Here is a 25,693-nt window from a genome sequence, read left to right as displayed (position 1 = left end):
CCTTATTGTGCGGCGTAGGCGTCGGTGGCTTCGATGAGTTTGGCCAAGGTGCCGGGCTCGTCAAAGGCATGGCCCGCATCCGGCACCAGGTGAAACTGCGCCTGGGGCCATGCGCGGTGCAGGTCCCACGCGGTGCGTGCGGGGGTGCAGATATCGTAGCGCCCCTGCACGATGGTGCCGGGGATGTCATGCAGTTTGTACGCGTCGCGAATGAGCTGGCCTTCTTCCATGAAGCCGTTATTCACAAAGTAGTGGTTTTCGATGCGGGCAAAGGCCAATGCGGCGCGATCTGCGGCGTGGCTTTGCTGGTGGCGCGGGCTGGGCATCAGGGTAATGGTGCTGTCTTCCCATTTGCTCCAGGCCTTCGCAGCGCGCAGTTGTGCCACCGGATCCGGGCCAGTCAGCCGCTTGTGATAAGCGCCGATCATGTCGCCCCGTTCCTCTGGCGGAATGGGTTCGAGATAGGCTTCCCAGTGGTCGGGAAACAGCCACGAGGCTCCCTCTTGGTAGAACCACCGCAGCTCCGAACGGCGCAGGCTGAAGATGCCGCGCACGACCAGCTCGCTGACATGGCTGGGGTGCGTCTGTGCGTAGGCCAGCGCCAGCGTCGAGCCCCAGGATCCGCCGAACACCAGCCAGCGGTCGGCGCCCATGACTTCTGTGCGCAGGCGTTCAATGTCCGAGACCAGATCCCACGTGGTGTTGTTGTCCAGGCTCGCGTGCGGCGTCGAGCGGCCGCAGCCGCGTTGATCGAACAACAGCACGTTGTAGCGCTGCGGATCAAACAATTGACGGTGCACGGGAGCGCTCCCGCTACCTGGGCCACCGTGCAAAAACACGGCAGGTTTGCCCTGCGGATTGCCGCAGAGTTCCCAATAGATCAGGTGCCCATCGCCAGTGTCCAGCATGCCGTGGCGATAGGGCTCGATAGCGGGGTACAACATAGTTAAGCGGTCCTCTGGAAGATCAGGTCCCAAACGCCATGGCCCAGACGCAGGCCGCGGGTTTCGAATTTGGTTTGCGGGCGGTAGTCAGGGCGCGGCGCGTAGTCGGCAACGGTGTTGCGCAGCAGCGGTTCGGCGCTCAGGACTTCCAGCATTTGTACGGCGTAGTCTTGCCAATCGGTGGCACAGTGCAGGTATCCGCCGGGGGCGATGCGGCTGGCCAACAGCGAGACGAATGGGGGCTGCAGCAGGCGGCGTTTGTGATGGCGTTTTTTGGGCCACGGATCGGGGAAATAGACGTGGACGCCAGCCAGGCTGTCGGGGGGGATCATGTCGCGCACGACTTCTACGGCGTCGTGCTGGATGATGCGCAGGTTCTGCAGGCTGGATTCTTCGATGCGGCGTAGCAATGAGCCTACGCCAGCGTTGAAGACTTCCACGCCCAGGAAATTGTCGTCAGGGCGGGCCTGGGCGATTTTCTGGGTGGTTTCGCCCATGCCGAAGCCGATTTCCAGCACAGAGGGGGCTTGGCGGCCGAAGGGGGCTGCCAGATCCAGGCGCTGGGGGGTGTAGGGGATGGACCATTTCTCCAGCAGCTGCTCGAGTGCGTCGCGTTGGCCTTGGGTAATGTGGCCACGGCGGTGGACGAAACTGCGGATGTGGGTCGCGCCGGGGCTGTGCGGGGCTTGCGTGGCCGGTTCTAGGGCGGCGCGGGTGGCTTCCGACAGGGGCGCGGTATCAGGGGAGTCGGGGGTGTTCGTGTTCATAGGGGGGATTGTAGTAGGCCCGGGGGCAGTTGTTCTCCCGGACGTCGGTCCGGGGCCATCGGGCCGGCTGGCAGTGTTGGAAAATTCCGCGGCCGCAAAAAGCTATCGGGTTGTGGGGTAGCATTTCGATCATGAATGTCGCTCGGTTTGATCTCACTACGCTGGCTTTGTTCGCCGCTGTTGCGCGGGCGGGCAGTATTTCTGCGGGCGCGCGGCAGTCGCATCTGGCGGTGGGAGCGGCCAGCAAGCGGATTTCGGATCTGGAGGCGGCGTTGGGAACGCCTTTGCTGTATCGGAATACGGCCGGGGTGGAGCTGACCGACGCGGGGCAGGTTTGCCTGGTGCATGTGCAGCGGGTGCTGCAAGAGGTCGAGCAGATGGCGGGCAGCTTGTCTGACTTTGCCCAAGGGGTGAAGGGGCAGGTGAGGATTGCCGCGAATACGTCGTCATTGACGCAGTTCTTGCCGGAGGACCTGGCAGCGTTCATGGACGAGCACCCGGCCGTGCGGATCGATCTGGAGGAGCAGAACAGCACCGATATCGTGACGGCGGTACTGGAAAATCGCGCAGATATTGGCGTGTTTGCAGATCGCACGCCGGCGCAAGGCTTGTTGACGGTGCCTTATCGACCGGATGAGTTGGTGTTGATTGCGCCGCAGCGTCATCCGTTGGCGAATTCGCCGTCTATCGCGTTCGCGCAAACGTTGGATTACGAGTATGTGAGCCTGCCGCCGTCGACGTCGTTGGCATCGCGCTTGAACGAGGAAAGTGTGCGCTTGGGCCAGGCAATGCGGCTGCGGATCCAGGTGCGCAGTTTTGATGCGATCTGTCGGATGGTGGTGGCGACGGGGGGCGTAGGGGTGTTGCCGCGTATCGCGGCGGAGCCGCATGCGCGGTCGATGTCGATTCGCTTGATCCCGCTGACGGATGAATGGGCGCACCGCTGGTTATTGTTGGGCGTGCGCGATGCGGATACGCTGACGGTGGCGGCGCGATTGTTGCTGGCACACCTGCGCAGTGACGAGAGCTCGAACGTGTAGGGACGCGGATACGCTGGTATTTCTGATGTACCCGCGTCATGCGGTGTTTGATGGGCCGCGTCGTCCACCAACCGATCCATTGATTCGTCCACACGGTGTCAGACGTTGACGGCTAGTTATCATCGTTCGGAAAGTAAATGCCTTCTGTGCCAGATACCCATGGGGCGTATTTTTCCATGACTTGCTGAAACCGCGTGTCTGTCAGAAAGGCCTCTAGCCACTGCGTCAACGCAGGCCAGGGCTGCGCCTCGAACCATGCCGGGTCGACATGCGCAAACTGGCGCACGAAGGGTGCGATGGCCATGTCGGCCAGGCTGCGCCGTGCGCCAAACAGATAGTCTTGTCCTTGCAGGAGGCGGTCCAATTCCGTCAAGTATTGTGCCCCCGCCGTGCGATGGGACAGGGCATCGGCGTTTTCGTAACGATCAGGGTATTTATAACGATCCAGATCGCTCTTGAACGAGCCATCGCATTGCTGAATCAAGGCCTCCATATCGGCTGCCGAGCCTCGATCGGGTGTCAGCCAATGTTCCGGGTCGTGCTGCGCCAAGGCCCAACGCATGATGTCCAGGCTCTGGTCTATCACTTTTCCGCCCGGCAGCACCAACACCGGTACCGTGCCCTTGGGCGAGGCCGCCAACAATTCCGCAGGTTTGGCGCGCAAGACTACCTCGCGTAATTCGCAACGCTGGCCACTGGCCGCTAATGCCAATCGTGCGCGCATCGCATAGGGGCAACGGCGAAATGAATAGAGGACGGGTAAAACGGGCGAGGGCATGAGCTGGGTAATAGACGGATTTCTTTGCACGACTTCTCAGGTTAGTACATTCCCTAGTTTTTCCGTGAGATTTCTCCGTTCGTCAGTCGGGCCTTTCTCGTTTGGGAAACCCCATTTCTTATAAGAACAATTCCCCTGCCGCATGCTTTCGCGCACACTCCCATCCGCTGAAATCCATCATTCATAGGAACACACATGGCAGGGCAAATTCTGGCGGGCATACGCGTGTTGGAGTTGGGGCAATTGATCGCTGGCCCCTTCGCCGCCAAAACCTTGGCCGATTTCGGCGCGCAAGTCGTCAAGATCGAGCCTCCTGGCCTAGGCGATCCACTGCGTAAATGGCGATTGTTGCACGAGGGTACCTCCGTCTGGTGGGAGGCCCAATCCCGCAACAAGCAATCCGTTTGCGTCGATTTGCGCCAGAAAGAAGGCCAGGAAATCATTCGCCTGCTGGCTGCCCAAGCCGACGTGTTGATAGAGAATTTCCGCCCTGGCACCATGGAAAAATGGGGCATGTCGTGGGAGGAGCTCCACGAACTCAACCCACGCCTGATCATGCTGCGCGTATCCGGCTATGGCCAAACCGGCCCCAAAGCCCGCGAGCCCGGTTTTGCTGCGATTGGCGAGGCCATGGCCGGTCTGCGTTATCTGAACGGCGAACCCGGCCGCGCTCCTGTACGCGGCGGGCTTTCATTGGGCGACACGATCGCTGGTCTGCATGGTGCGCTGGGCGTGCTGCTGGCCCTGTATCAGCGCGATGCTCGCGGTGGACAAGGCCAAGTCATCGACGCAGCGCTCTACGAGAGCCTGTTCAACCTGACCGAAAGCCTGCTACCCGAATACACCGCCTTTGGTGCAGTGCGCGAGCCATCCGGCGCATCCTTGCCAGGCATTGCGCCCTCGAATGCCTACCGCTGCAAAGACGGGTACGTCCTCATTGCTGGCAATGGTGACGGTATCTACACACGATTGATGTCTCGCATCGGCCGCGATGATCTGGGCAAAGATCCCGGCCTGGCACACAACGATGGCCGCGCTGCCCGCGTGCACGAAATCGACGGCGCCATCAGCGCCTGGACGGCGGAACGGGATATCGACGAAGTTCTGCAAGCCATGCGCGAGGCTGACGTTCCCAGCGGCCGTATCTATTCGGTCGCCGACATCGCCCGTGATCCGCATTATCGTGCGCGCAACGCTATCGCTGAAATACAGGGCGCTAGCGGCATTCGCGTCGAAATGCCTGCTGTTTTCCCCATCCTGTCCGATAATCCCGGCGCTATTCATGATCGTGCACCCACACTGGGCGAGCATACCGATACCGTACTCGCCGACGCCGGGATGACTGAAGAACAACGCGCCGAATTGCGCGCCCGTGGAGTCATCGCATGAACACCGGTACGCCCAGCATCGAAATCAACGAAGTCGGCCCGCGCGACGGCCTGCAAATCGAAAAGGCGTTCGTTTCTACCGAAGACAAAATCGCTTTGGTCGACGCGCTCTCCGACTGCGGATTCGCACGCATTGAAGTCACGAGCTTTACCTCGCCGAAAGCGATCCCTGCTCTGGCCGATGCGCAAGAAGTCATGCGCCGCATCCGCCGGCATCCCGATGTCATCTATACCGCGCTGGTTCCCAATATCCGCGGCCTGGAGCGCGCTATCGAAGTCGGCACCCAGGAAATGAATCTGGTGATGTCCAGCAGCGAAACGCATAACCGCGCCAATTTGCGTATGACGCGAGATCAATCCCTGACTGAGCTGACCAGCATTCTGCATGCGGCGCAGGGCACCTCGACCCCTTGCAACGTCTCGCTGTCTACCGTGTTCGGTTGTCCCTTTGATGGCGATGTGCCGGTGGACGATGTGTTGAGCCTGGCCCACCAACTCGCCGAGGCGGGCGCGGCTGGCATTACGCTGTGCGACACCACGGGCATGGCCTATCCCACCCAGGTTGCGGCGTTGTGCGAGACCGTATTGCGGGAACTGCCGGGCTTGCCCATCACCATTCATTTGCACAACACACGTGGCATGGCGCTAGCCAACGCCATTGCCGCATGGCAAACCGGCGTGACGCGCTTTGACGCAGCGGCGGGCGGATTGGGCGGCTGTCCCTATGCGCCTGGCGCCAGCGGCAATGTCAACACCGAAGAGCTCGTTCACATGTTCGAGTGCATGGGCGTGAAAACCGGTGTGTCCTTGCAGCCGCTATTGAACATCGTGCGCGGGCTGCCGCAACTGGTGCAGCGCGAATTCTCGACCCCATTGCTGGCGGCAGGCCATCGGCTGGCTACGCACCAGCCGCCGGCATGGTTGGCGGAAAAATTTGGGCCGGCTGACGGCGTTCATGCGTAATCAACCGTATGTAGTGACGGATTCTACAGTGCGCTATCGCAGGACACGTGTTCAAGCTGAGCAACGCATTACCGCAGATTAAAAATTTTTCGCAGCATTACCCATAACAAGCTAGCCATCAGAATCATTCCAACAACATCGTCCAGAAAAACTATCAGGAGACCCTGTCCATGACGCTATCTTTACTGTCTAAAACTCTGCGCGCCGGTTTGGCCGCGACCACCCTGGCTATTGCCGCCAGCCCCGCTATTGCGCTGGCCGACTATCCTGATCGTCCTGTTACGCTGCTCGTTCCCGCAGCACCTGGCGGTACGACGGATCTGGCCGCGCGTCTGATCGCACAACCCTTGGGCGAAGCCCTGGGCAAAAGCGTCGTCGTGGAAAACAAACCCGGCGCCTCGGGCAGCATCGCCTCACAAGCCGTCGCCAAAGCCGCGCCGGACGGCTATACCTTGTTGCTGCAGTATTCCGGCTACAACGCGATTTCTCCGCATGTGCAGCCCGTCGATTGGGATCCGATCAAGGATTTTGCACCCATTGCCAACATCCTGTCCGCCCCGCAGGTCATCGTTATTCGTCCGAGTTTGCCGATCAATTCCTTAAAAGAATTGGTCGCCTATGCCAAGGCCAATCCCGACAAGCTGAACTATGCCTCATCTGGCAATGGTGCCCTGCAGCACGTGGCAACGGAACTGCTGAAGCAGATGGCGGACATCAAAATCGCACACATCCCGTACAAAGGCACCGGACCCGCCTTGAACGATTTGCTGGGTGGTGCGGTGGATATGACGATTACGACTCCGCCACCGTTGCTGGGGCATATCGCTGCAGGCAAGCTCCGCGCGTTGGCAGTGACTGGGCCGAATCGTCTGGCGTCATTGCCGGACGTACCGACTGTCGCTGAGGCGGGCTATCCGGATTTGCTGGTGTCGTCGTGGTTTGCCATGTATGCGCCTAAAGGCACGCCCCAGGCCGTTATCGACAAGCTGGCAGGCAAGATCGAGACCATCATGAAGACCGACGATTTCCGCAAAAAAGCGGAAGCGCAGGGCGCGGAAGCCGAGTTCATGGGACCGGCAAAGCTCGGTGAATACACCCAGCAGGAATATGACCGTTGGGGCAAAGTCGTGAAGGCTGCCGGGATCAAGGCGAACTAAAACACGGTGTTGAAACCCGCGCTATAATCCAACCCCTCTGCCGCGCCTATGGGCGCGGCACGACACCCAAGCGGGTGTAGTTCAATGGTAGAACGGCGGCTTCCCAAGCCTCAAGCGTGGGTTCGATTCCCATCACCCGCTCCAGAATTTTGGCTATTTTGCGTGCTGATACTCATTGATTGGGGATGAGCGCGCTTAATCAGGTGGGCCATAAGGGAATGAGCCTGGGTGGGTTCTAAATTCCATTAGCTGGCGGCGAATATGCTTAGTTGGCTTAGCTCCGAGGTAGCAGTCCTTGAGCGTATCGTCGCTGATCGGCAAGCGCTTGCCAACGCAATTCATTTTGCGCTTGATTCCGCATTCCCTCATCCTGAGCATGCTTTCGCCCAAAGTGTTTACGTCGGGATCAATATTCCAAGCTAAGTTAAAGCTTGCTCCTGATCAACGACCAGGTGACATTGATCACTCATCAGGTTCAATCCAAAAGCTGCGCTATCAGTGGTGGTCATCATCAGGTGGTTCGACCGTGGCCGGGTGATCGCCGCGAGAGCAAGACATGGCTGGCCGAGGATATCGTTGCTCAGGCGTGCGCAAGAATGTTGACCAGCCTTCCAAAAGGATCGCGAACATAGAATCGACGTACTCCCCACGGCTCATCAACCGGCCCATACTCGACGGAAAACCCGGTTTCCCTCATCCGTCGCAGCGCTTCGTCCACGTCATCGACTTCGATCGATAAATCCGGCACAGGCGTTCCAGATCCGCCTTGCACTGCAAAGCTCAACTGAACGGTCATTTTTTCCGCCGCGCAGCCATAGGTCTGAAGCCAACCATGATCCATCAAAAGCTCCAGGCCGAGAATGTCTTGATAAAAGGCGCGAGCTCGACTCGGGTCCGGCACGTCCAGGTTGGCCACTATACGTTTGACTTGCAATCTTGACTCCTTCTACCGCGCGGCGAAGTTAGCAAAAAGTTGCTGCAGGTGCTTTAGAGAACGCTGACAAGAACATTGCAGGCTGAGCGCATCACTCTCCGCAGCGTATTTACTGTCGAAGCGCTGCTGCTACTACGTCGGCCAGGCCTCGTCCTGCGCTGCCGTCTTCGTCCAGAAGTGGGTTATAGATGGTGATCTCGATGCCGACTGCCTTGCCACTCGCCAGGGCAATCCGAAGCGTGGTGCTTAGCGCATCCCACGACAACCCTTCCGGCACACGGAAGTCGACTGCCGGCATGATGCCATCATCGAGGCAATCGGCGTCGAGATGAATGAAGAATCCGTCGAGCTCCTCTCGGGTCAGGTGGTCGACTGCTTCCCGCGCGGCGGCCTCGATGCCCTTTGCGCGTACGGCAGGAAGGTCAATCGCCTTGAGCGCTTTGGGGAGCGGCTGGCTTCCGTACTCCTCCTGGTCTTTATGATCACGATACGCGAACGCTACTGCGTCTTCGGGACGCACCAGCGGGCCGCGACCTTCAATGTCGGTTAGATGCGATGGGCCGTGGCCAGTGACCCAGGCTAGGTCCATCGAGGCGCCTTCGCCATTGGGCTCCGCCTCAGGCTGAAAGAAATCAGCGTTGCCATCGATGAAGAACAGGCCGTAGCGGCCGCGCCGTCGAAGGGCGAGCATCGAGCCCAGCACAATTGTGCAGTCGCCGCCGAGGACCACCGGAAATTCCCTCGCGTCCAGTATCGCCTCCACGGCGTCGGCAAGCTGGGGCGACCACGCCGCAATTGCCTCGGCATTCAAGACGCCCGTCGTGGGATCGGGCGTAGGATTCTTGGGAGGCACAGCCAACCGCCCGGCGCGTCGCGCACGGATGCGCTGGGCGAGACCGAGTTCCAAGAGCCGATCAGGCAAGCATTCCACGCCGTCGGTCGCCAAGCCCAACGTGGAGGGGGCTTCGAGAATTGCATAGGAGAGGGTTTGCATGCGCATCTCCATTAGCAGCAATTTGCAGAGTAAGTCACTACTGCGACGGTACGTCGGCCGGCCCCCTCGATTTCCGATTGACGGTCGGGCTTGAGCGACGAAGCGAACATCATTCGGTGCCAACTACCGAGGCGCGCTTTATTGAGCAGTGACTCTGGCCGGTGACAGGAACGGTACGCGCATGAGGATTTGAGCTATGCCGATCCCCATTTTGCAAGATTTATATCTGACCGATAGCGAAACAGTGTGACTCTTTGTTCCAGTCACCGCATCCGCAATGGCCTTTCAGGTATAAAAAACTCGTACGTGTTCGAGTTTGTCCATTCAGCCCGCCATCCCTCAAGGAGAGCCCAGCCATGGCCAATATGCCGAAAAGACGTTCCGGTGCATCCGTCAGCAAGAGCAAGTCCGATCGCCGTGGAAACGGTGATGAGCTTCACCAGGAAGCAGGCGGGACACATCCGCCGCTGACGACCAACCAGGGTATCCCGATCTCCGACAACCAGAATTCCTTGCGCCCGACAATGCGCGGGCCGACGTTGCTGGAAGATTTCATCCTGCGCGAGAAGATCACTCATTTCGACCATGAACGTATTCCGGAGCGTATCGTGCATGCGCGCGGTTCTGCAGTCCATGGTCACTTTGAGTTGAGCAAATCGCTGAAGAAGTACACCACCGCCAAATTGTTGACTGAGATCGGTACCAAGACACCCGTTTTTGTCCGATTTTCCACCGTTGCCGGCGGCGCAGGCTCGATCGACACACCGCGTGATGTGCGGGGCTTTGCAGTGAAGTTCTATACGCAGGAAGGCAACTTCGATCTGGTCGGCAACAACATCCCCGTGTTCTTCATTCAGGATGCCATTAAGTTTCCCGATCTGGTACATGCGGTGAAGATGGAGCCGGATCGCGGATTCCCCCAGGCGGCCTCGGCCCATGACACATTCTGGGATTTCATTTCGCTCACCCCCGAATCGATGCACATGATCATGTGGGCAATGTCCGACCGGGCAATTCCCCGCTCTCTGCGCATGGTCGAGGGTTTTGGCGTTCACAGTTTCCGACTGCTGAACGACAAGGGAGAGAGTACGTTCGCCAAGTTCCATTGGCGGCCGAAGCTCGGCCTGCAATCGACGGTATGGGACGAGGCGGTGAAAATCGCGGGCGCCGATCCGGATTTCCACCGACGGGACTTGTTCGAGGCGATACAGCGAGGAGATTTCCCGCAATGGGAACTGGCCGTGCAGCTATTCACGGAAGAGGACGCCGCGAAGTTTCCATTCGATCATCTCGATGCGACCAAGTTGATTCCCGAAGAAACCGTACCGCTCACTGTGATCGGGACCATGGTGCTCGATCGATGGCCGGATAATTTCTTTGCGGAAACCGAACAGGTAGCGTTCTGTCCGGCCAACATCGTGCCGGGGATCGATTTCAGTAACGATCCTCTGCTGCAGGGGCGTTTGTTCTCGTATCTCGATACTCAGCTGTCCCGGCTCGGATCACCGAACTTTCACCAGATTCCCGTCAACGCGCCCAAGTGTCCGTTCGCTAACCTGCAACGCGACGGTCATATGCAGATGCAGGTTCCAAAAGGGCGAGTGAACTACGAGCCTAGTTCCCTGCAGGTCGATACGCCTCGAGAAACAGCGTCGGGCTTTCGCAGCTACGCGCAACCCGCCGAGGACGGAAGCAAGGGGCGCATCCGGCCGGAGAGCTTTGCCGATCATTACAGTCAGGCGCGATTGTTTTACAAGAGCCAGACGGCACCGGAGCAGGCACATATCGCTTCGGCGCTGGTGTTCGAGTTGTCGAAGGTGGAAACGCCTCATGTTCGGGAAGCCGTCGTTGGGCACCTGCGCCATATCGATGGCGACCTGGCCAAGCGCGTGGCCGATGGTCTGGCGTTGGATAGCCTGCCGCCCGCGCCGCCGGCCGCAGTCAAACCCCAGGATATGCCGCCGTCGCCGGCATTGCAGATCATCGGCAAGATGAAGGCCACGCTGGAGGGCAGGGCGGTTGGTATCCTGGTTGACGACGGCTCGGACGCCGCTGTGATTCAGGCGCTACGCCAAGCGGCGCAGGCGGCTGGGGCCAGCGTCAAGATCGTTGCGCCCAAGGTGGGCGGCGCCAAGCTGAGTGACGGGACCAAGCTGCCTGCCGACGGGCAGCTTGCGGGAACGCCATCGGTCGTCTTCGACGCAGTCGCTATCGTGCTGTCCGCCGAGGCCGGCAAGAAACTGGCCAAGGAGGCTGCGGCAGTTGACTGGGTACGCGACGCCTACGGACATCTCAAGGCGATAGCCGCCAACGTGGGTGCGCAAGCGGTCCTGCAGGCAGGAGGCGTCATGAAGGACCCGGGCGTGGTAGAAGCCGACGATATTCGCGGCTTTATCAAGGCAGCCAAGACGCGGCAATGGGACCGTGAGCCCAAGGTGCGAACGCTGGCTTGATTCCGTACCTGTTTTGCAGAGAGAGTGCGCTGGCGCCTGTATCCGCCGGGGACCTGGGCGGCGCCGCGCACTCAGTTTCGCGAGGCTGCGATCTCGGAGACGATCCTGCGTCGAGCCGCGAACCCAGGTTCGGACTGTTGTTTTACAAGCTCCACGATTGACCGTGGAGCGACATCCGGGCTGCCAGCATTGAAAGGCGGCGCCGGATCATATTCGAGCTGGAGTTGAATAGCCTGCGCTTGCTCAGCGCCCGCCAGTTCCGCGACTACGGTCAATCCGAAATCAATACCCGCTGTCACGCCGCCACCTGTGATGATGTTGCCATCACGGACTACCCGTTCGTGAACCGGAATGGCGCCCAAGGGCTCAAGCAATGAGTGGGAGGCCCAGTGCGTAGTCGCTCGCCGGCCATGCAGTAAACCTGCCGCACCCAACAATAACGCTCCGGTACACACGGATGTGACGTAACGGGCGCTGGTGGCTTGTCTTTTGACAAAGTCGATGGTCTGACTGTCCTGCAGCAAGTCCGTCACGCCACTCCCGCCAGGTACGCAGATAACGTCCAGCGGCTGGCAGTCTTCATAGGTGGCGGTGGGCGTCAAGATGAGGCCACTGCTGGACACAACCGGCTCACGTGTTTTCCAGATCAATTGGATCGTTGTGTCAGGCAACGACGCCAGGACATCGTGAGGACCGGTCAGGTCCAGTTGTTGTACGCGGGGAAATACCAGAAATCCGATTTGAATCGTCATGAGGATGCCTTTTTCAAAGACGCGGGACAACGACGGGGCCCGGGATAGACATAGACATTCTATGCAGGTAGTCTTTGGCGGAATTGCCAATTACCCCTCGGTTTCTGCCAAATCATGTCAGCCCAAGCTCGATCCATTTTGCTGCTGGCGTTTCCGGACGTTCAATTGCTGGACGTCAGCGGGCCATTGCAGGTTTTTGCCTCGGCCAATGAGCTCTTGGCAGCGCGAGGGCTCGCACGGCCCTATGCGCCCAGAGTCGTGTCAGCCGATCCCGGGCTCGTGACCTCGTCCTCCGGCTTGGCCCTGTTGAGCCACTCCCTGCGTACCGTGAAAGGGCCCATCGACACGCTGGTGGTACCGGGCGGGCGTGGCGTCCACGCCGCGTCGGCGGATGCGCGGCTGACTAATTGGATTCGGCGGCAAGTAGGCAGGTCCAGGCGTATCGCCTCGGTTTGTTCCGGTGCGTTTCTGCTGGCAGAGGCCGGATTGCTGGATGGACGTCGCGTGGCAACGCATTGGTCGCGCTGCGAAGAGCTCGCGAACCGTTATCCAACACTGCGTGTAGAAACGGATCCCATTTTCGTTCGCGACGGTGATATCTGGACATCCGCGGGAGTCACTGCGGGCATCGATCTTGCTCTTGCGTTGTTGGAAGAGGACCTGGGGCGCTCGATGGCGCTGGCGGTCGCTCGTGAACTCGTCGTCTTTCTGAAGCGGCCGGGAGGCCAGTCTCAGTTCAGCGCCACGCTCTCGATGCAAAAGGCGAACGATCAGTTTGGCGAATTGCACACGTGGATGGGGGAGCACCTGGGCTCCGACCTGTCCGTTCCTGCGTTAGCCAGACGGCTCCACATGAGCGAGCGCAGTTTCATGCGCCACTACAAAGCAGAAACGGGCATGACGCCCGCGCGTGCTGTTGAGAAACTGCGGGTCGAGACGGCACGGCGGCTGCTTGTCGATACTGCGTGGTCAGTCAAGCGTGTCGCAGCCCGCTGCGGATTTGGCAACGAGGAAGGCATGCGGCGCAGTTTCATTCGGTTGCTACGGATCAGCCCTCAAGCCTATCGGGAGCGATTCTCGATTTCCTGACAGGGCTCCAGGGCCGGAACTGCCTTCCCATTTACTTTCCACCTGTATAGTCTTTCATCACCTGAGTCATGAATTCTGCTTTGGCGATGCGGCCGTCGCGGTTCGCGTCCATCGCTACAAACTGACTCTCGCTGACTTCTTTGGGGAAATCGTTTTTGCCGAGATAGCCGTCCGAGTCCGCGTCCAGTTTGCCAAAGGCCGCTTCCATGAAGGCCCGGTATTCCGTTTGGCTCACGTTGCCGCTGCGGTCGGTGTCGAGTTGTTGGCGCTGCTCAGCTGTCAGCGAGGTCGATGCGGGAGGCGACGCCGCTGCGGCGCAGAGAACGGGAAACAGGACGAGTGCCCCAATTGCGGCCGAAAGTGTGGTTTTATTCATGGGTGCTCCTTCAGTTCGCGAACAGCTTACTTCAATGAGCATAACTGCTTTTCCCGTGGTCTCCAACCCTTCTGCGACAAGGACAGCATTAAATGCAAGCTAGTGAAATCATCGAAACCCTAGGCATGCAGCGCCACCCGGAAGGCGGCTGGTATGTCGAGACCTTTCGTGATGTACGCGGCGACACGCGCGCTCATTCAACGGCTATCTACTATTTGCTTGAGGCCGGTGACAGCTCCCACTGGCACCGCGTGCGCGATGCGGCGGAGGTCTGGCACTTCTACGCCGGCGATCCATTGCTTCTCTCGCTGTTCGATGGCAATCAGGTGGAAGCCGTCACGCTGGGTACCGATTTCGCGAACGGCGAACGGCCGCAAGCTGTGGTGCCGGCTGATGTCTGGCAGGCTGCGCGTCCGCTTGGACGTTACACGCTGATAGGTTGCACCGTCGCGCCCGGGTTCGAGTACGCCAGCTTCGAGTTGGCCCCTCCCGATTGGAGTCCCGAGGGGCGTCAGCGCGGCTAGCTCTGCGTGTCGCGTCTGGGCCAGTTATTCCTGCACGGCCGGGACGATTGAAAACATCAACGCCGATACCGTGGTGCCGTGTAATTGGAGCCGATTCCGCGCGATCCCTTCGAATTGCGCGCCACCTTTGCGAGCTACCGCTTCGCTTGCTGTGTTGCCTACGGCAATCACTATCTCTACGCGCTGCATGCCCAGCGTATTGAATGCATATGGCGCCAAAGCCTGCACGATGCGAACCGCCACACCTTGTCGTTGAGCCGATTGTCTTACCCAATAGCCTAAATTGCAGAAGAGATACTGACGATTTATCGAGTTCAGTGCTGCCCCTCCTAGCAGTTCACCCGTCTTTTCTGAAAACACCCCCAGTTCGTACCCCGTCTCGGCGCGCATACTCGCACGGCATTGGTTGAACCACGCGCGCGCATCTTGTTCTGAAAAGGCGGACGTGCACCATGGCATCCATCGCCCAACCGTCTCGACAGATTCCCGCGCGGCACGTGCAAATTCCTTCGTGTCACTGTTCCGAAAACTACGGAAAACCAGTCCTTCAAAGGTAATTGGAGACATAAGTAGTCCAGCGCTGTTGTTTGCGTTCTAAGGTGCCAGTTCAGCTCAACCCTGCGACGTTGATCGCCCTTGCTCCGCAAACCTGGACCAGCTCGTAATCGTGACTGGCGAACAGCACCACGCGATCCAGAGACCAGATTCGGAATTGTTCGGCCAGCGCGACGCGGGCCTGCGCGTCCAGTCCGTTGCTGGGACCATCTGCGATGATGGCAACCGGGTCGCCAATGGCGGCGGCCGTCAGAAAGACTTTGCGGCGTGTCCCTGTCGACATTTGATCGAAGCGCTTGTCCAGATGAGGCGTCAACCCCAGCCGGGAAGCAAGGTCGAGCACGGCCTCGTCTATGGGAGCTTTCTTCTGCAAAGCTACCTGTTCGAGCAAACCTTTGCCCGTCTGCTCGGGAAATGCCAGACAATTGTCGGGCACGTAGGCCAGGCGGAATTTGGCCTGCTCAGGAGCGTTGACGATCGAATGTCCATCGATCCAGACGTCTCCTTCATCCGGTGCAATGACGCCTGCGATAATGCGCAGCAGGCTGGATTTGCCCGTGCTGTCTTCTTCGCATAGCGCCACACAACCTGAGGGAAAAGATTGTGTCAGCCCCTGAAATACGAGGTGATCGCCATAGCGTTTGCTGAGGTTGTCGATGCGTAGCATATTGGATGGATGTGCTGATGTTCAGGTCATGCAGGGTCTGGGCCATCAATCCGGCAGGGCGTACGCCACCAGATAGTCTCCCATCTTGGTGCCGAACGAGCCATGGCCTCCGGCCATGACGACTACATACTGTTTGCCATTGACGGCGTAGGTCATCGGCGTGGCTTGGCCACCTGCTGGCAGGCGTCCTTCCCACAGCAGTTCGCCGTTGCTGACGTCAAAAGCGCGCAGATAGTTGTCCTGCGTGGCCGCGACGAACATCAGATTCCCGGCTGTCGAGATGGGGCCTCCCAGGCCGGGCACGCCGATCTTCAAGGGCGGCAGTTGGAACAGCTGCGGCAAGCTGTCGCGTATGGTGCCTATACGTTTTTTCCATACCACCTGGTGGTTCTGCAGATCGACGCCTGCGACGTAACCCCAGGCCGGAGCCTTGCATGGCAGGCCTAGCGGTGACAGGAAGGGATTCAGTTCGACGCCATACGGCGTGCCGTACATGGGCTGCACGCCGCTTTCCGTGCCTGCGCCTTTCTCTTTGTGCGGGCGATTCGCGTCTTCGGGTACGAGCTTGGAGACGAAGGGCAGGCCGATGGGGTTCATCAGTGCCACTTGGCGATCCTGGTTCACCGACATGCCACCCCACTCAAACACACCGAGGTTCCCGGGGAACACCAGTGTGCCGTTTTCAGAAGGCGGCGTGTAGATGCCGTCGTAATTCAGGCGTTTGAATATCACACGGCACATGAGTTGGTCGAGCATCGTGGCGCCCCACATGTCCTTGTCCGTGAGCTTTTCTTGCGGCGCGAGATTCAGGCTCGAGAACGGCTGCGTCGGTGCATAATGCTCGTCGCGTGTTTGCGGACCGCGTGCCACGTTCTGCGGCACGGCTTTTTCCGTCACGGACACGATAGGCTGGCCGTTGCGGCGGTCAAGCACGAATACGTTGCCGGTTTTGGTGAGCACATAAATCGCCGGCACGGTTTGGCCATTCGCCAGTGTCACGTCCATGAGTGATGGTTGCGCCGGCACGTCCATGTCCCACAGGTCGTGGTGTGTCGTCTGGAAATCCCAGATGAGACGCCCCGTGGTGGCGTCCAGCGCCAGCATGGAATTGGCATAACGTTCCTTCAGCGGGTCGCGGTCACCGCCCCAGATGTCGGGGGTGCCTACGCCAGTCGGGACGTAAACGATGTCGCTCTGCGCGTCATAGGCCAGCGGCGCCCAGGCATTCGGCGAGTTGTGCACGAACTGCGTGGACTCGCCTGGCATGGCGTTCGGGTCCTGCGCGCCGGTGTCGAACACCCATTTCAGCGCGCCAGTGCGCACGTCGTAGCCGCGAATTACGCCAGAGGGTTCTTTGTTGGAAAAATTGTCCGTGACCGAGCCGCCAATGACGATGGTGGTCGATGTCACCACTGGTGGCGAGGTCGGGTTGTAGCCGCCAGGGTAGGCATGCGGCATGCTTTTTTGCAGGTCGATCTCGCCATCGTTACCGAAGTCGGTGCATTTCTGGCCGTTGTCGGCGTTCACGGCGATCAGGCGGCCATCATTGGCGGGAAGCAATATTTTCCGTGGGCAGATGGTGGACGCGGTGCTGTCCTCCTTGGTCTGGCTGGCCGGGAAGCGCTCAGTGTTGCCAGCATCGTGGTAAGACACGCCGCGGCAGGTCAGATGCTGAAACGTCCTGTCGGCTTTGAGTTTCGGGTCGTAGCGCCATAGGCGTTTACCGGTGGCAGCGTCCAGCGCGTCAAGAAACTGGTGAGGGGTGCACAGGAATAGCTTGTCGCCGACTTTGATGGGCGTTACCTCGTTGGTAGTCTCGCCGGAATCATTTTCCGTACGAAAATCGCCCGTGCGATAGGTCCATGCGACTTGCAGGTTTTTGGCGTTACTGTCGTTGATCTGCGTGAGCGGCGAGTAGCGTACGCCGCCTTCGGTGCGCCCATAGGATGGCCAGTCCTCAGCGGCGACCCCGGATACGGGCTTTGCCTCGGCCGGTTGCGCGCGGCTCAAGGTGCCGTTGATCTCCTGCGGGTCGTTGAATATGCCGTATCCCAGCACGCCAAGCATGGCTATCATGGCTATGCCGATAGCGCCTTTCGCGGGGCGGGGAGCGGCAAAGCCACGCGTGGCTGGCGGTAACAACAACCATAGGCCCAGCAGGAAAAGAATGTCATAGCGCGGCGCCAGCGCCCAGAAATCGGTTCCGGCTTCCCACACGCCCCAGACCACGGTGGCCGCCAGCACCAGCGCGTAAAGCCACAGTCCCGTCTCACGATTGCGCCACAGCAGCCCCGCGCACGCCAGCAGCACGATACCCAGCACGGCGTAATACCACGAGCCGCCCAGCGTCGCCAACCAGACGCCACCCACTAGAGAATAGAGCGCAATGAGCAGCAAGATTACCCAGCCGATGGTCTGGGCCACGCTCCTGTATTGACCGTTGGTATTCATGGCGTGATCCTTTAGGAGTGAGATCAACAACCCATCCATCATACCGGTTCGTAGTACAACAGTATTCGGCCAATTTAAAGTAGCCTCTACAGCCACCGCCTGTGCGATGGCTGTGTGGGACGTGGCTCAAGCCATCGCACTGGCTCGGCCAAGGGCATTACTCACCGAACTTGATGCCTTGGGCGAGCGGCAGTTGACGCGTATAGTTGATCGTGTTGGTGGCGCGGCGCATGTAACTGCGCCATGCGTCCGAACCGGATTCCCGACCGCCGCCCGTTTCCTTTTCACCGCCGAACGCGCCACCAACCTCAGCGCCCGAGGTGCCGATGTTCACATTGGCGATACCGCAGTCGGAGCCCGACGCCGACAGGAAGGTTTCGGCTTCGCGCAGATCATTGGTGAAGATGGCCGATGACAGGCCTTGAGGCACACCGTTGTGTAGCGCCAGCGCCGCGTTGAAATCGGTATAGCGCATTACGTAGAGGATAGGCGCGAAGGTTTCGTGACACACTACATCGGTCTGGCCGGGCATCTCGGCGATGGCTGGGCGCACGTACCAGGCATCCGGGTACTCCTCGGCCAGCACGCGTTCGCCGCCGGTCACCTTGCCGCCCTGTTCGCGCGCGGCCTTCAGCGCCGCCTGCATAGTGTCGAACGACGCGCGGTCGATCAGCGGGCCGACCAGTTTGGTCGCATCCAGCGGATTGCCGATAGGTGCGCTGGCATAGGCTTTGTGCAGACGCTGCAACAGATCGTCGGCCACGCTTTCGTGCACGATCAGGCGGCGCGTGGTGGTGCAGCGCTGACCCGCCGTACCGATGGCGCCGAACACGATCCCGCGCGCGGCCATGTCCAGGTCGGCCGTCGGGCCGACGATGATGGCATTGTTGCCGCCCAACTCCAGCAGCACGCGGCCGAAACGCTGGGCCACGCGCGGCCCCACCTGGCGGCCCATGCGGGTCGATCCGGTGGCCGACACCAATGCCACTGTAGGTGAGTCCACCAGCACTTCCCCGATGTCGCGGCCACCGATCAGCACTTCCACCAAGCCGGCGGGCGTATCGCCGAAGCGCTGCGTGGCCTGGGCAAAGAGTGCCTTGCAGGCCAGCGCGGTCAGCGGCGTTTTCTCCGACGGTTTCCACACTACGGCATTGCCGCAGACGAGTGCCAGCGCAGCGTTCCAGGACCACACGGCGACCGGGAAATTAAAGGCGCTGATCACGCCGACCACGCCCAGCGGATGCCACGTCTCCATCATGCGGTGGCCCGGGCGTTCGGACGCGATGGTCAAGCCATACAGTTGGCGTGACAGGCCCACCGCGAAATCGCAGATGTCGATCATTTCCTGCACTTCGCCTTCGCCTTCCGCGATGATTTTTCCGGCTTCCAGGCTGACCAAACGGCCCAATTCGCGCTTGTGCTGACGCAGAATCTCGCCGAACAGACGCACCAGTTCGCCGCGGCGCGGCGCTGGGACGTCGCGCCAAACCAAGCTGGCCTGATGCGCACGCGTGATGGCGGTGTGGGCCTGCGCGGCGCTGTGTTCGTGCACCCGGGCTAGTTCGGCCCCGTCGATGGGGCTGCGCGCAATCAGCGTTCCTCCAGTCAGCGAATCCGCATTCAGGCCGAGCGCTCGCAAGATTTCTTGGGGGGTGTTCATGCCGGTTCCTTCGCTTTTTAAGGGTTATGCCTAAGTGGCGATTCTGGAAAAAAATTTACTATACGAAACTCTGGCGTGAAATGCGAAACCTTTTCTGCAGGGGACTCCGTGACGGATCCGTTGTTGGTTGTGCAAGCAGTCACCAAGACCTATCAGCGTGATGGGCAGGCCCCTCATCGCGCGCTGGACGCTATCAATTGCGAGCTCGGCAGGGGTGAGGTGATGGCTGTGGTGGGGCCGTCGGGCTCTGGCAAGAGCACCTTGCTGCGCACCCTGAACGGTCTGGAGAGCATTGATAGCGGCACGATTCGCGTGGAGGGTGTTTCGCTCACCGATCCGACCACCGACGTCAATCTTTGGCGTACCGAGGTGGGCATGGTGTTCCAGCATTTCAACCTGTTCCAGCACCGAACCGCGCTGGACAATGTCGTGCTGCCTCAACGCGTGGTGCGAGGGCGCAGCCGCGCTGAAGCCGAGCGCCACGCCCGCGATCTGCTGGGCCGCGTCGGCATGGCCGATTATGGCGATCGCTACCCGAGCCAGCTGTCCGGCGGCCAGCAACAACGCGTCGCTATCGCCCGCGCGCTGGCCATGGATCCCAAGCTGATGCTGTTCGATGAGGCGACCTCGGCGCTCGATCCGGAAACGGTGGGCGGCATCCTGGAGTTGATGCGCACGTTGGCGAGCGAGGGCATGACTATGGCCGTCGTAACCCATGAAATGAACTTTGCCCGCGACGTGGCAGACCGCGCCCTGTTCATGGACGCAGGTCGTATCGTCGAAATGGGGTCGCCTGAAGAAGTTTTCTGCCATCCCAGAGAGGCGCGCACGCGCGCGTTCCTGGAGATGATTCTGTAGTTCCAGCAGCAAAGAAGCAAACAAGAAACAAGGGGCACGCGTGGCGCTGTGCCCGGAATGACAGGAATCCATTCACCACAAGGGGTTAGACATGCTGAAGATTAAACAATGGCTAGGCGTGGCGGGTTTCGCGTTGGCAGCGATGGCTGTCAGCGTGCCGGCACAGGCCGATGAACTGGCGGACATCCTCAAGCGCGGCGAGCTGCGGGTGGCGGTCCAGACGTCTGGACCGCTCATGAGCTTCATGGACAAAACCGGCAAGCGCACCGGTCTGGCTGTGGAAGTGGCCAAGCGCATGGCCGACGATCTGGGCGTAAAGCTGGTGCTACAGGACTATGAGTGGAAGGGCCTGATTCCCGCGCTGCTATCGGGCAAGGCTGACATGGTCGCTGCCGACATGACGCCCACGCCGCAGCGCGCTGCCCAGGTGCTGTTCTCGCTGCCCATGTTCTACGCCGACACGGTGGCAGTCGTTCCCAAGGACTCGCCGTATAAGTCGTATGGTGAACTCGACAAGGAAGGCGTGACCGTCGGCGCGTTGGGGGCCAGCACGTATGCGGAGGTAGGCAAGAAAATGCTGCCCAAGGCCACCCTGAAAGAGTTTTCGGGCGGTAGCGCCCCGGTGGGGCAAGCCCTGTCCAGCGGCCGGTTGGACGCGGGCATCATGTCGTTATCCACCGCCAACCAGTTCCTCGCGGACTTTGGCACCCTGCGGGTGCTGGACGGCGTCATGGTGCGTGAGCCCCTGGCCTTTGCCGTGGGCCCCAATGCCGTGCGCCTGAAGTTCTGGCTGGATAACTGGCAGACCCTGAAGACTGCCGATAACTCGCTGCCTGAACTGGTCAAGTATTGGTATTCCACCGAATGGAAGAAAGAGCACTGAGCTCATGGACTGGCTGATCGATTTTTATAACTGGCGCATCGTCAGCCAGTACGCAGGCGAGTTCGCGACCGGCCTGGGCAACACTCTCATTGCCGCTGGCGCGAGCCTCGTGTTGTCGGTGTTGGCGGGCATACCGATAGCACTGGCCCATATGTCGTCACGGGGCATTATTTGGCGCCCCGTGGCGGCTTATGTGCAGTTCATCCGTTCGACGCCGCTCCTGGTGCAGATCTATCTGGTCTACTATGCCGTGCCATACCTGGTGCCAGGGGCCAAGGGCTGGAGCGAGATGCTGCTGGGTATCATCGCCATGACATTGCACCACGCTGCCTACATGAGCGAGATCATTCGCGTGGGCATCGAATCTGTGCCGCGCGGTCAGGTCGACGGTGCCAAGGCCTGCGGCATGAATTACCGCCAGCGTTTGCGCTACGTCGTGCTGCCACAGGCCTTCGTCAATACGCTGCCGCCGCTGCTGGGCCAGACCGCGGTGCTGATCAAGGATACGTCCTTGCTGTCATTGATCACCGTATTCGAGCTGGTCGCCGCTGGCGTACAAATGAACAGCGACCGCATTGTGCCCAGCGAGAGTTTCTTGACTATCGCGGCGGGCTATCTGTTGATCTACGGTTGCATGCTGCTGTTGTCCAAAGGTGTGAGCCTCTGGCTAGCGGGTCCTGCCTGGAACGCGAGGTGATCATGCTGGACTCCTATCTTTCCACCGCGGGCGTCGTGCTGCCCTTCCTGTTGAAGGGCTTTTGGGAAACGCTGAAGGTTTCCTTCGTGGCTATCATCGCCGGTTCGCTGCTGGGATTCGTCATCGGCGTGATCCGCAGTTATCGCATACGCGGCGTGCATCAGTTGCTGGGGTTGTATATCCACCTTTTGCGCGGTACGCCGTTTCTGGTGCAGCTGTACATCTTCTATTTCGTGCTGCCCAGCACCGGCATCGAACTCCTGCATTGGGATTCCGCCACAGCGGCGTTCGTGTCGCTATCAGTCTACACATCCTGCTATGTGGCAGAGATCGTCATGGGCGCTATTCAGTCGGTACCGCGTGGCCAGACCGAGGGCGCAATGACGCTTGGCCTCAAACCTCTCCAGATCCTGTGGCTGGTCATTTTGCCGCAGGCCATGCGTCTCATCGTGCAGCCGATGAGCGGCGTCTACGTCATGCTGATCAAGAGCACGGCCATTCTGTCGGTGGTCGGCATCACTGAACTGACGCGGCAGGGTGAAGTGTTCATCATCACCTTCCCGTCCAAATCGCTCTTTATCTACGGCATGATCGCGGCCATCTATTTCATTTACTGCTACCCGCTGCTGCGCCTGGCCAACTGGCTCGAAAAGCGGCTGGCCGGCGGCCTGCAGGGCGCAAGCCTGCACTGAGACACAGCATCATGGCATCCGAGTACGTTGACACTTATTACCGCCGTACGCTAGCCGATACTGGCACTTACTATCCACCGTTGACGGGGGCGGATAGCACCGATGTCTGCGTGATAGGAGGAGGGTTGGCTGGCCTGTCCACCGCGCTGGAGCTGGCACGGCGCGGGCGTAACGTGACCTTGCTGGAAGGGCGGCGCATCGCCTGGGGGGCATCGGGCCGCAATGGCGGATCAGTGTCGCCCGCCTTTGCTGCGGGCACGGACACCATTCGCCGGCATGTGGATGAAGACCACTACCGTGAGCTCTACTGGCTTTCTATGGAAGGCGTGGAAATTATCCGCGCCAATATCCGCGATCTGGCGATCGGCGATGCGCACAAGGTAGACGGCCGTTTACGCGTCGTGCGCTACGAAGCGACCGATGCGCTGCGGCAATGGTGCGATGGCCAGCAGCGCGACTTCGGGCGAGACGTCCGCTTTCTGACCCGTGCCGAGGTGCGTGAGCGGCTGCTATCGGATGTCTATCACCAGGGGATCGAGGATCCTTCGTCGTTTCACTTTCATCCGTTGAATTACGCTCGCGCGCTGGCCCGCGAATGCGTGCGGCTGGGCGTACGGATTCACGAGGATACTGCCGTCAAGCACGTCGAACTGGACGGCGCAGTCAAGCGCGTGCTTACGGGGCAGGGCCAGGTCGACGCCCGCTCCGTGGTGCTGGCCACCGGCGGCTATACAGACGGAATCGTGCCCACGTTGCGCCGGGCAATGCAACCGATAGTCACCTACATCATGCTGACGGAGCCTCTTGGCGACCGGGTCCGAGACGCCATCCGCAGCAATGCCGCCATCGGCGACGACCGCCGCGCCGGCAACTACTACCGGGTGCTCGATGGCGGCCGCATCGGCTGGGGCAGTAGAATCACCACCCGTGTGGATGATCCACCGGATCTGGCAGAGTCGCTGCGTCGCGAATTACTTTCCGTCTACCCTCAACTGACGGGGGTGAAGGTCGAGACGGCGTGGTCGGGGCGTATGGCCTACGCTCGACATCTGATGCCGCAGATTGGCCAGTTGGCTCCGGACGTCTGGTACTGCACGGCATTCGGCGGGCATGGCATGAATACCACCGCGATCGGCGGCCGAGTCGTCGCCGAGGGCATCACAGGCGATACCCAGCGCTACAAGTTATTTGCCCCCTTTGGACTTGCATGGGCCGGGGGCAGTGTCGGCAGGGCGGCGGTTCAATTGACTTATTGGTCGTACCAGGCCCGCGACTGGTGGCGGGAGAGGCGGTCGCGGGCATGACAGGGCGTATAGATGGAAGACGACAAACAGAGCGTGTTGGCACAACGGCTGAGAGCCTTGCGCCGAGCGCGGACCTGGACTTTGAAGCAGGCGGCGGCGGCTACCGGCGTGTCCGCATCCACGTTGTCCAAAATCGAGAACGGCCTGCTCTCGCCTACCTATGACAACTTGATCAAGATCGCAGCGGGCCTGGATCTGGACGTGGCCGAACTGTTCACGGCATCCGACGCCCATATGGGTACCGGACGCCGCAGTCTCAGCCTTGCGGGAGAAGGGCGCCCGTACGAAACGCCGTACTACGGCCACCGTCTGCTCTGTACCGCGCTGTCGCACAAGCGCATGATGCCGTTCCATACCCGAGTGAAGGCTCGCTCGTTTGAGGAGTTCCACGACTGGAGCCGCCATCGGGGCGAGGAGTTCGTCTACGTCCTGGAAGGCGAAGTCCAGCTCTACACCGAGTTTTACGAGCCCGCCCGCCTGCGAGCGGGCGAGAGTTTCTACATCGACAGCCGCATGGGCCATCGGGTGATCAGCCTGAGCAAGAAAGACGCGCTGGTACTGTGGGTGTCTACGCACGCAGACATTGGCGAGGAGTAAACCTTCCGGCAGTTCGAAAGGCTTACTTCACCCTAACCTTTACGCCAGACGCATCATCCAGCCGTGAGGGTCCGCCGTACGGCCATACTGGATGTTCGTCAATTCCTCGCGCAAGGCCATGGTCAGCTTGCCTGCGGGTGCATTCTCGTCGCCCACGGTGAAATCGGCGCCTTTCAGCACCGATATCGGCGTCACCACTGCTGCGGTACCGCAAGCGAAAGCCTCTACGATGTCGCCAGACGCAAAGCCATCGCGCCATTCTTGCACCGAGACTTTGCGCTCTTGCACCTCATGGCCGCGGTCACGAGCCAATTGAATGATGCTGGCGCGAGTCACACCCTCGAGAATGCTGCCGGACAACTCGGGGGTGACCAAGGTTCCGTCCTTCCGGACCAGGAACACGTTCATTCCACCCAGTTCCTCGAGGTATTTGCCCTCGAGTGGATCGAGGAACAGCACCTGAGCGCAGCCGTTTTCGTAGGCTTCCTGTTGGGGCAGCAGCGAGGCTGCATAGTTGCCACCGCACTTGGCAGCACCCGTACCCCCCTTGGCCGCACGCGCGTAGTCGGTCGACAGCCAGATCGACACAGGCTTGACTCCGCCGGCGAAATACGAGCCCGCCGGGCTGGCGATCACATAGTAGGCTGCACGGTGCGCCGAACGAACACCCAGGAAGCTCTCGTTGGCGATCATGAACGGACGCAGGTACAGGCTGGTTTCCGGCGCGGAGGGCACCCACGGGGCGTCGACGGCCAGCAACTGCTTGAGCGATTCGATGAATATTTCGGTGGGCAGCTCCGGCAGGGCCAGACGGCGCGCGGAGCGTTGCATGCGTTCTGCATTGGCTTGCGGGCGGAACGTCCAGACCGAGCCGTTTGCATGGCGGTAGACCTTCAGGCCTTCGAAGATTTCCTGCGCATAATGCAGGACCGAGGCCGCCGGATCCAGCTGCAACGGACCGTAAGGCCGTACCTCGGCATCATGCCAACCCTTTTCCTTGGTCCAGTCGATCGAGACCATGTGATCCGTGAAATATTTCCCAAACCCAGGATCGGCCAGGATGGAGTCGCGTTCGGCGACCGTCCGCGCTGTCGTAGAACGTATCGTATTGAAGGAAACGGAAGAAGAGGCGGTGTTGGACATGGGAATATTCGCTAGTTCACTGAAATA

At 60.3% G+C, this 25,693-nt stretch carries 25 protein-coding genes and 1 tRNA gene; 14 read left to right on the top strand and 12 right to left on the bottom strand.

Features of this window, described 5'->3' with window-relative positions; all coding sequences use genetic code 11:
- Window positions 1-2: 2 nt before the first annotated feature.
- On the bottom strand, window positions 3-944 hold the full coding sequence (gene pip / locus ACYVIT_RS19680) for a prolyl aminopeptidase (protein WP_415804172.1): 942 nt from the start codon (window positions 942-944) through the stop codon (window positions 3-5).
- Between the two features lie 2 nt (window positions 945-946).
- Window positions 947-1,711, bottom strand: a complete 765-nt coding sequence (trmB, locus tag ACYVIT_RS19675; RefSeq protein ID WP_415804171.1) for a tRNA (guanosine(46)-N7)-methyltransferase TrmB — start codon at window positions 1,709-1,711, stop codon at window positions 947-949.
- 131 nt (window positions 1,712-1,842) lie between these two features.
- Between trmB and ACYVIT_RS19670 the strand changes: the two genes are divergently transcribed.
- Window positions 1,843-2,751, top strand: a complete 909-nt coding sequence (locus tag ACYVIT_RS19670; RefSeq protein ID WP_415804170.1) for a LysR substrate-binding domain-containing protein — start codon at window positions 1,843-1,845, stop codon at window positions 2,749-2,751.
- Window positions 2,752-2,863: 112 nt separating this feature from the next.
- Here the strand turns inward: ACYVIT_RS19670 and ACYVIT_RS19665 are convergent, their stop codons facing one another.
- The gene (locus tag ACYVIT_RS19665; protein ID WP_415804818.1) at window positions 2,864-3,529 is read right to left on the bottom strand and encodes a glutathione S-transferase; all 666 of its coding nucleotides are present in this window, start codon (window positions 3,527-3,529) and stop codon (window positions 2,864-2,866) included.
- Between the two features lie 195 nt (window positions 3,530-3,724).
- On the opposite strand from ACYVIT_RS19665, the gene ACYVIT_RS19660 reads away from it, so the two are divergent.
- From ACYVIT_RS19660 to ACYVIT_RS19645, 4 genes are all read left to right on the top strand, one after another.
- Window positions 3,725-4,918 (top strand): CaiB/BaiF CoA transferase family protein, encoded by a 1,194-nt coding sequence (locus ACYVIT_RS19660; RefSeq protein ID WP_415804169.1) that lies wholly within the window; start codon window positions 3,725-3,727, stop codon window positions 4,916-4,918.
- On the top strand, window positions 4,915-5,880 hold the full coding sequence (locus ACYVIT_RS19655) for a hydroxymethylglutaryl-CoA lyase (protein WP_415804168.1): 966 nt from the start codon (window positions 4,915-4,917) through the stop codon (window positions 5,878-5,880). The genes ACYVIT_RS19660 and ACYVIT_RS19655 overlap by 4 nt, the downstream gene beginning before the upstream one ends.
- A 170-nt stretch (window positions 5,881-6,050) precedes the next feature.
- Window positions 6,051-7,037: a Bug family tripartite tricarboxylate transporter substrate binding protein gene (locus tag ACYVIT_RS19650; RefSeq protein ID WP_415804167.1), complete on the top strand. Its 987-nt coding sequence runs from the start codon at window positions 6,051-6,053 to the stop codon at window positions 7,035-7,037.
- A 70-nt stretch (window positions 7,038-7,107) separates the two neighbouring features.
- Window positions 7,108-7,181: transfer RNA gene (locus ACYVIT_RS19645), tRNA-Gly, on the top strand.
- 436 nt (window positions 7,182-7,617) lie between these two features.
- On the opposite strand, the gene ACYVIT_RS19640 is transcribed toward ACYVIT_RS19645, so the two are convergent.
- Window positions 7,618-7,971 (bottom strand): VOC family protein, encoded by a 354-nt coding sequence (locus ACYVIT_RS19640; protein WP_415804166.1) that lies wholly within the window; start codon window positions 7,969-7,971, stop codon window positions 7,618-7,620.
- 109 nt (window positions 7,972-8,080) lie between these two features.
- Complete coding sequence (locus ACYVIT_RS19635; RefSeq protein ID WP_415804165.1) at window positions 8,081-8,965, bottom strand: arginase family protein; 885 nt, start codon at window positions 8,963-8,965, stop codon at window positions 8,081-8,083.
- A 356-nt stretch (window positions 8,966-9,321) separates the two neighbouring features.
- Here ACYVIT_RS19635 and ACYVIT_RS19630 point away from each other — a divergent pair, with 356 nt between their 5' ends.
- Window positions 9,322-11,418: a catalase gene (locus ACYVIT_RS19630; protein WP_415804164.1), complete on the top strand. Its 2,097-nt coding sequence runs from the start codon at window positions 9,322-9,324 to the stop codon at window positions 11,416-11,418.
- A 71-nt stretch (window positions 11,419-11,489) separates the two neighbouring features.
- Here ACYVIT_RS19630 and ACYVIT_RS19625 read toward each other — a convergent pair whose 3' ends face one another.
- Window positions 11,490-12,170, bottom strand: coding sequence for a DJ-1/PfpI family protein (locus tag ACYVIT_RS19625; protein ID WP_415804163.1), 681 nt, complete (start codon window positions 12,168-12,170; stop codon window positions 11,490-11,492).
- Between the two features lie 114 nt (window positions 12,171-12,284).
- Here ACYVIT_RS19625 and ACYVIT_RS19620 point away from each other — a divergent pair, with 114 nt between their 5' ends.
- The gene (locus ACYVIT_RS19620; RefSeq protein ID WP_415804162.1) at window positions 12,285-13,259 is read left to right on the top strand and encodes a GlxA family transcriptional regulator; all 975 of its coding nucleotides are present in this window, start codon (window positions 12,285-12,287) and stop codon (window positions 13,257-13,259) included.
- A 31-nt stretch (window positions 13,260-13,290) separates the two neighbouring features.
- Here ACYVIT_RS19620 and ACYVIT_RS19615 read toward each other — a convergent pair whose 3' ends face one another.
- Window positions 13,291-13,635, bottom strand: coding sequence for an EF-hand domain-containing protein (locus tag ACYVIT_RS19615; protein ID WP_415804161.1), 345 nt, complete (start codon window positions 13,633-13,635; stop codon window positions 13,291-13,293).
- Between the two features lie 92 nt (window positions 13,636-13,727).
- On the opposite strand from ACYVIT_RS19615, the gene ACYVIT_RS19610 reads away from it, so the two are divergent.
- Window positions 13,728-14,159, top strand: a complete 432-nt coding sequence (locus ACYVIT_RS19610) for a cupin domain-containing protein (RefSeq protein WP_415804160.1) — start codon at window positions 13,728-13,730, stop codon at window positions 14,157-14,159.
- 24 nt (window positions 14,160-14,183) lie between these two features.
- Here the strand turns inward: ACYVIT_RS19610 and ACYVIT_RS19605 are convergent, their stop codons facing one another.
- From ACYVIT_RS19605 to amaB, 4 genes are all read right to left on the bottom strand, one after another.
- Window positions 14,184-14,726, bottom strand: a complete 543-nt coding sequence (locus tag ACYVIT_RS19605) for a GNAT family N-acetyltransferase (protein WP_415804159.1) — start codon at window positions 14,724-14,726, stop codon at window positions 14,184-14,186.
- A 40-nt stretch (window positions 14,727-14,766) separates the two neighbouring features.
- Window positions 14,767-15,381 (bottom strand): ABC transporter ATP-binding protein, encoded by a 615-nt coding sequence (locus ACYVIT_RS19600; protein ID WP_415804158.1) that lies wholly within the window; start codon window positions 15,379-15,381, stop codon window positions 14,767-14,769.
- Window positions 15,382-15,426: 45 nt separating this feature from the next.
- Window positions 15,427-17,832, bottom strand: a complete 2,406-nt coding sequence (locus ACYVIT_RS19595) for a glucose/quinate/shikimate family membrane-bound PQQ-dependent dehydrogenase (RefSeq protein ID WP_415804157.1) — start codon at window positions 17,830-17,832, stop codon at window positions 15,427-15,429.
- A gap of 157 nt (window positions 17,833-17,989) precedes the next feature.
- Complete coding sequence (gene amaB / locus ACYVIT_RS19590) at window positions 17,990-19,492, bottom strand: L-piperidine-6-carboxylate dehydrogenase (protein WP_415804156.1); 1,503 nt, start codon at window positions 19,490-19,492, stop codon at window positions 17,990-17,992.
- Window positions 19,493-19,600: 108 nt separating this feature from the next.
- Here amaB and ACYVIT_RS19585 point away from each other — a divergent pair, with 108 nt between their 5' ends.
- From ACYVIT_RS19585 to ACYVIT_RS19560, 6 genes are all read left to right on the top strand, one after another.
- The gene (locus tag ACYVIT_RS19585; RefSeq protein ID WP_415804155.1) at window positions 19,601-20,350 is read left to right on the top strand and encodes an amino acid ABC transporter ATP-binding protein; all 750 of its coding nucleotides are present in this window, start codon (window positions 19,601-19,603) and stop codon (window positions 20,348-20,350) included.
- 91 nt (window positions 20,351-20,441) lie between these two features.
- Window positions 20,442-21,233, top strand: a complete 792-nt coding sequence (locus ACYVIT_RS19580; RefSeq protein ID WP_415804154.1) for an ABC transporter substrate-binding protein — start codon at window positions 20,442-20,444, stop codon at window positions 21,231-21,233.
- Between the two features lie 4 nt (window positions 21,234-21,237).
- Window positions 21,238-21,930, top strand: coding sequence for an amino acid ABC transporter permease (locus ACYVIT_RS19575; RefSeq protein ID WP_415804153.1), 693 nt, complete (start codon window positions 21,238-21,240; stop codon window positions 21,928-21,930).
- A gap of 2 nt (window positions 21,931-21,932) precedes the next feature.
- A complete protein-coding gene (locus ACYVIT_RS19570; protein ID WP_415804152.1) occupies window positions 21,933-22,622 on the top strand; it encodes an amino acid ABC transporter permease in 690 nt (229 codons plus the stop codon).
- A gap of 11 nt (window positions 22,623-22,633) precedes the next feature.
- Window positions 22,634-23,926, top strand: coding sequence for an NAD(P)/FAD-dependent oxidoreductase (locus ACYVIT_RS19565; RefSeq protein ID WP_415804151.1), 1,293 nt, complete (start codon window positions 22,634-22,636; stop codon window positions 23,924-23,926).
- A gap of 12 nt (window positions 23,927-23,938) precedes the next feature.
- Window positions 23,939-24,523, top strand: coding sequence for a helix-turn-helix domain-containing protein (locus ACYVIT_RS19560; RefSeq protein ID WP_415804150.1), 585 nt, complete (start codon window positions 23,939-23,941; stop codon window positions 24,521-24,523).
- Between the two features lie 39 nt (window positions 24,524-24,562).
- On the opposite strand, the gene ACYVIT_RS19555 is transcribed toward ACYVIT_RS19560, so the two are convergent.
- Window positions 24,563-25,666 (bottom strand): branched-chain amino acid aminotransferase, encoded by a 1,104-nt coding sequence (locus ACYVIT_RS19555; RefSeq protein ID WP_415804149.1) that lies wholly within the window; start codon window positions 25,664-25,666, stop codon window positions 24,563-24,565.
- Between the last annotated feature and the right edge of the window lie 27 nt (window positions 25,667-25,693).

It is taken from the genome of Bordetella muralis (assembly GCF_054781015.1).
The sequence above is the reverse complement of the archived record's forward strand: the minus strand, read 5'-3'. Positions and strand labels throughout refer to the sequence as shown.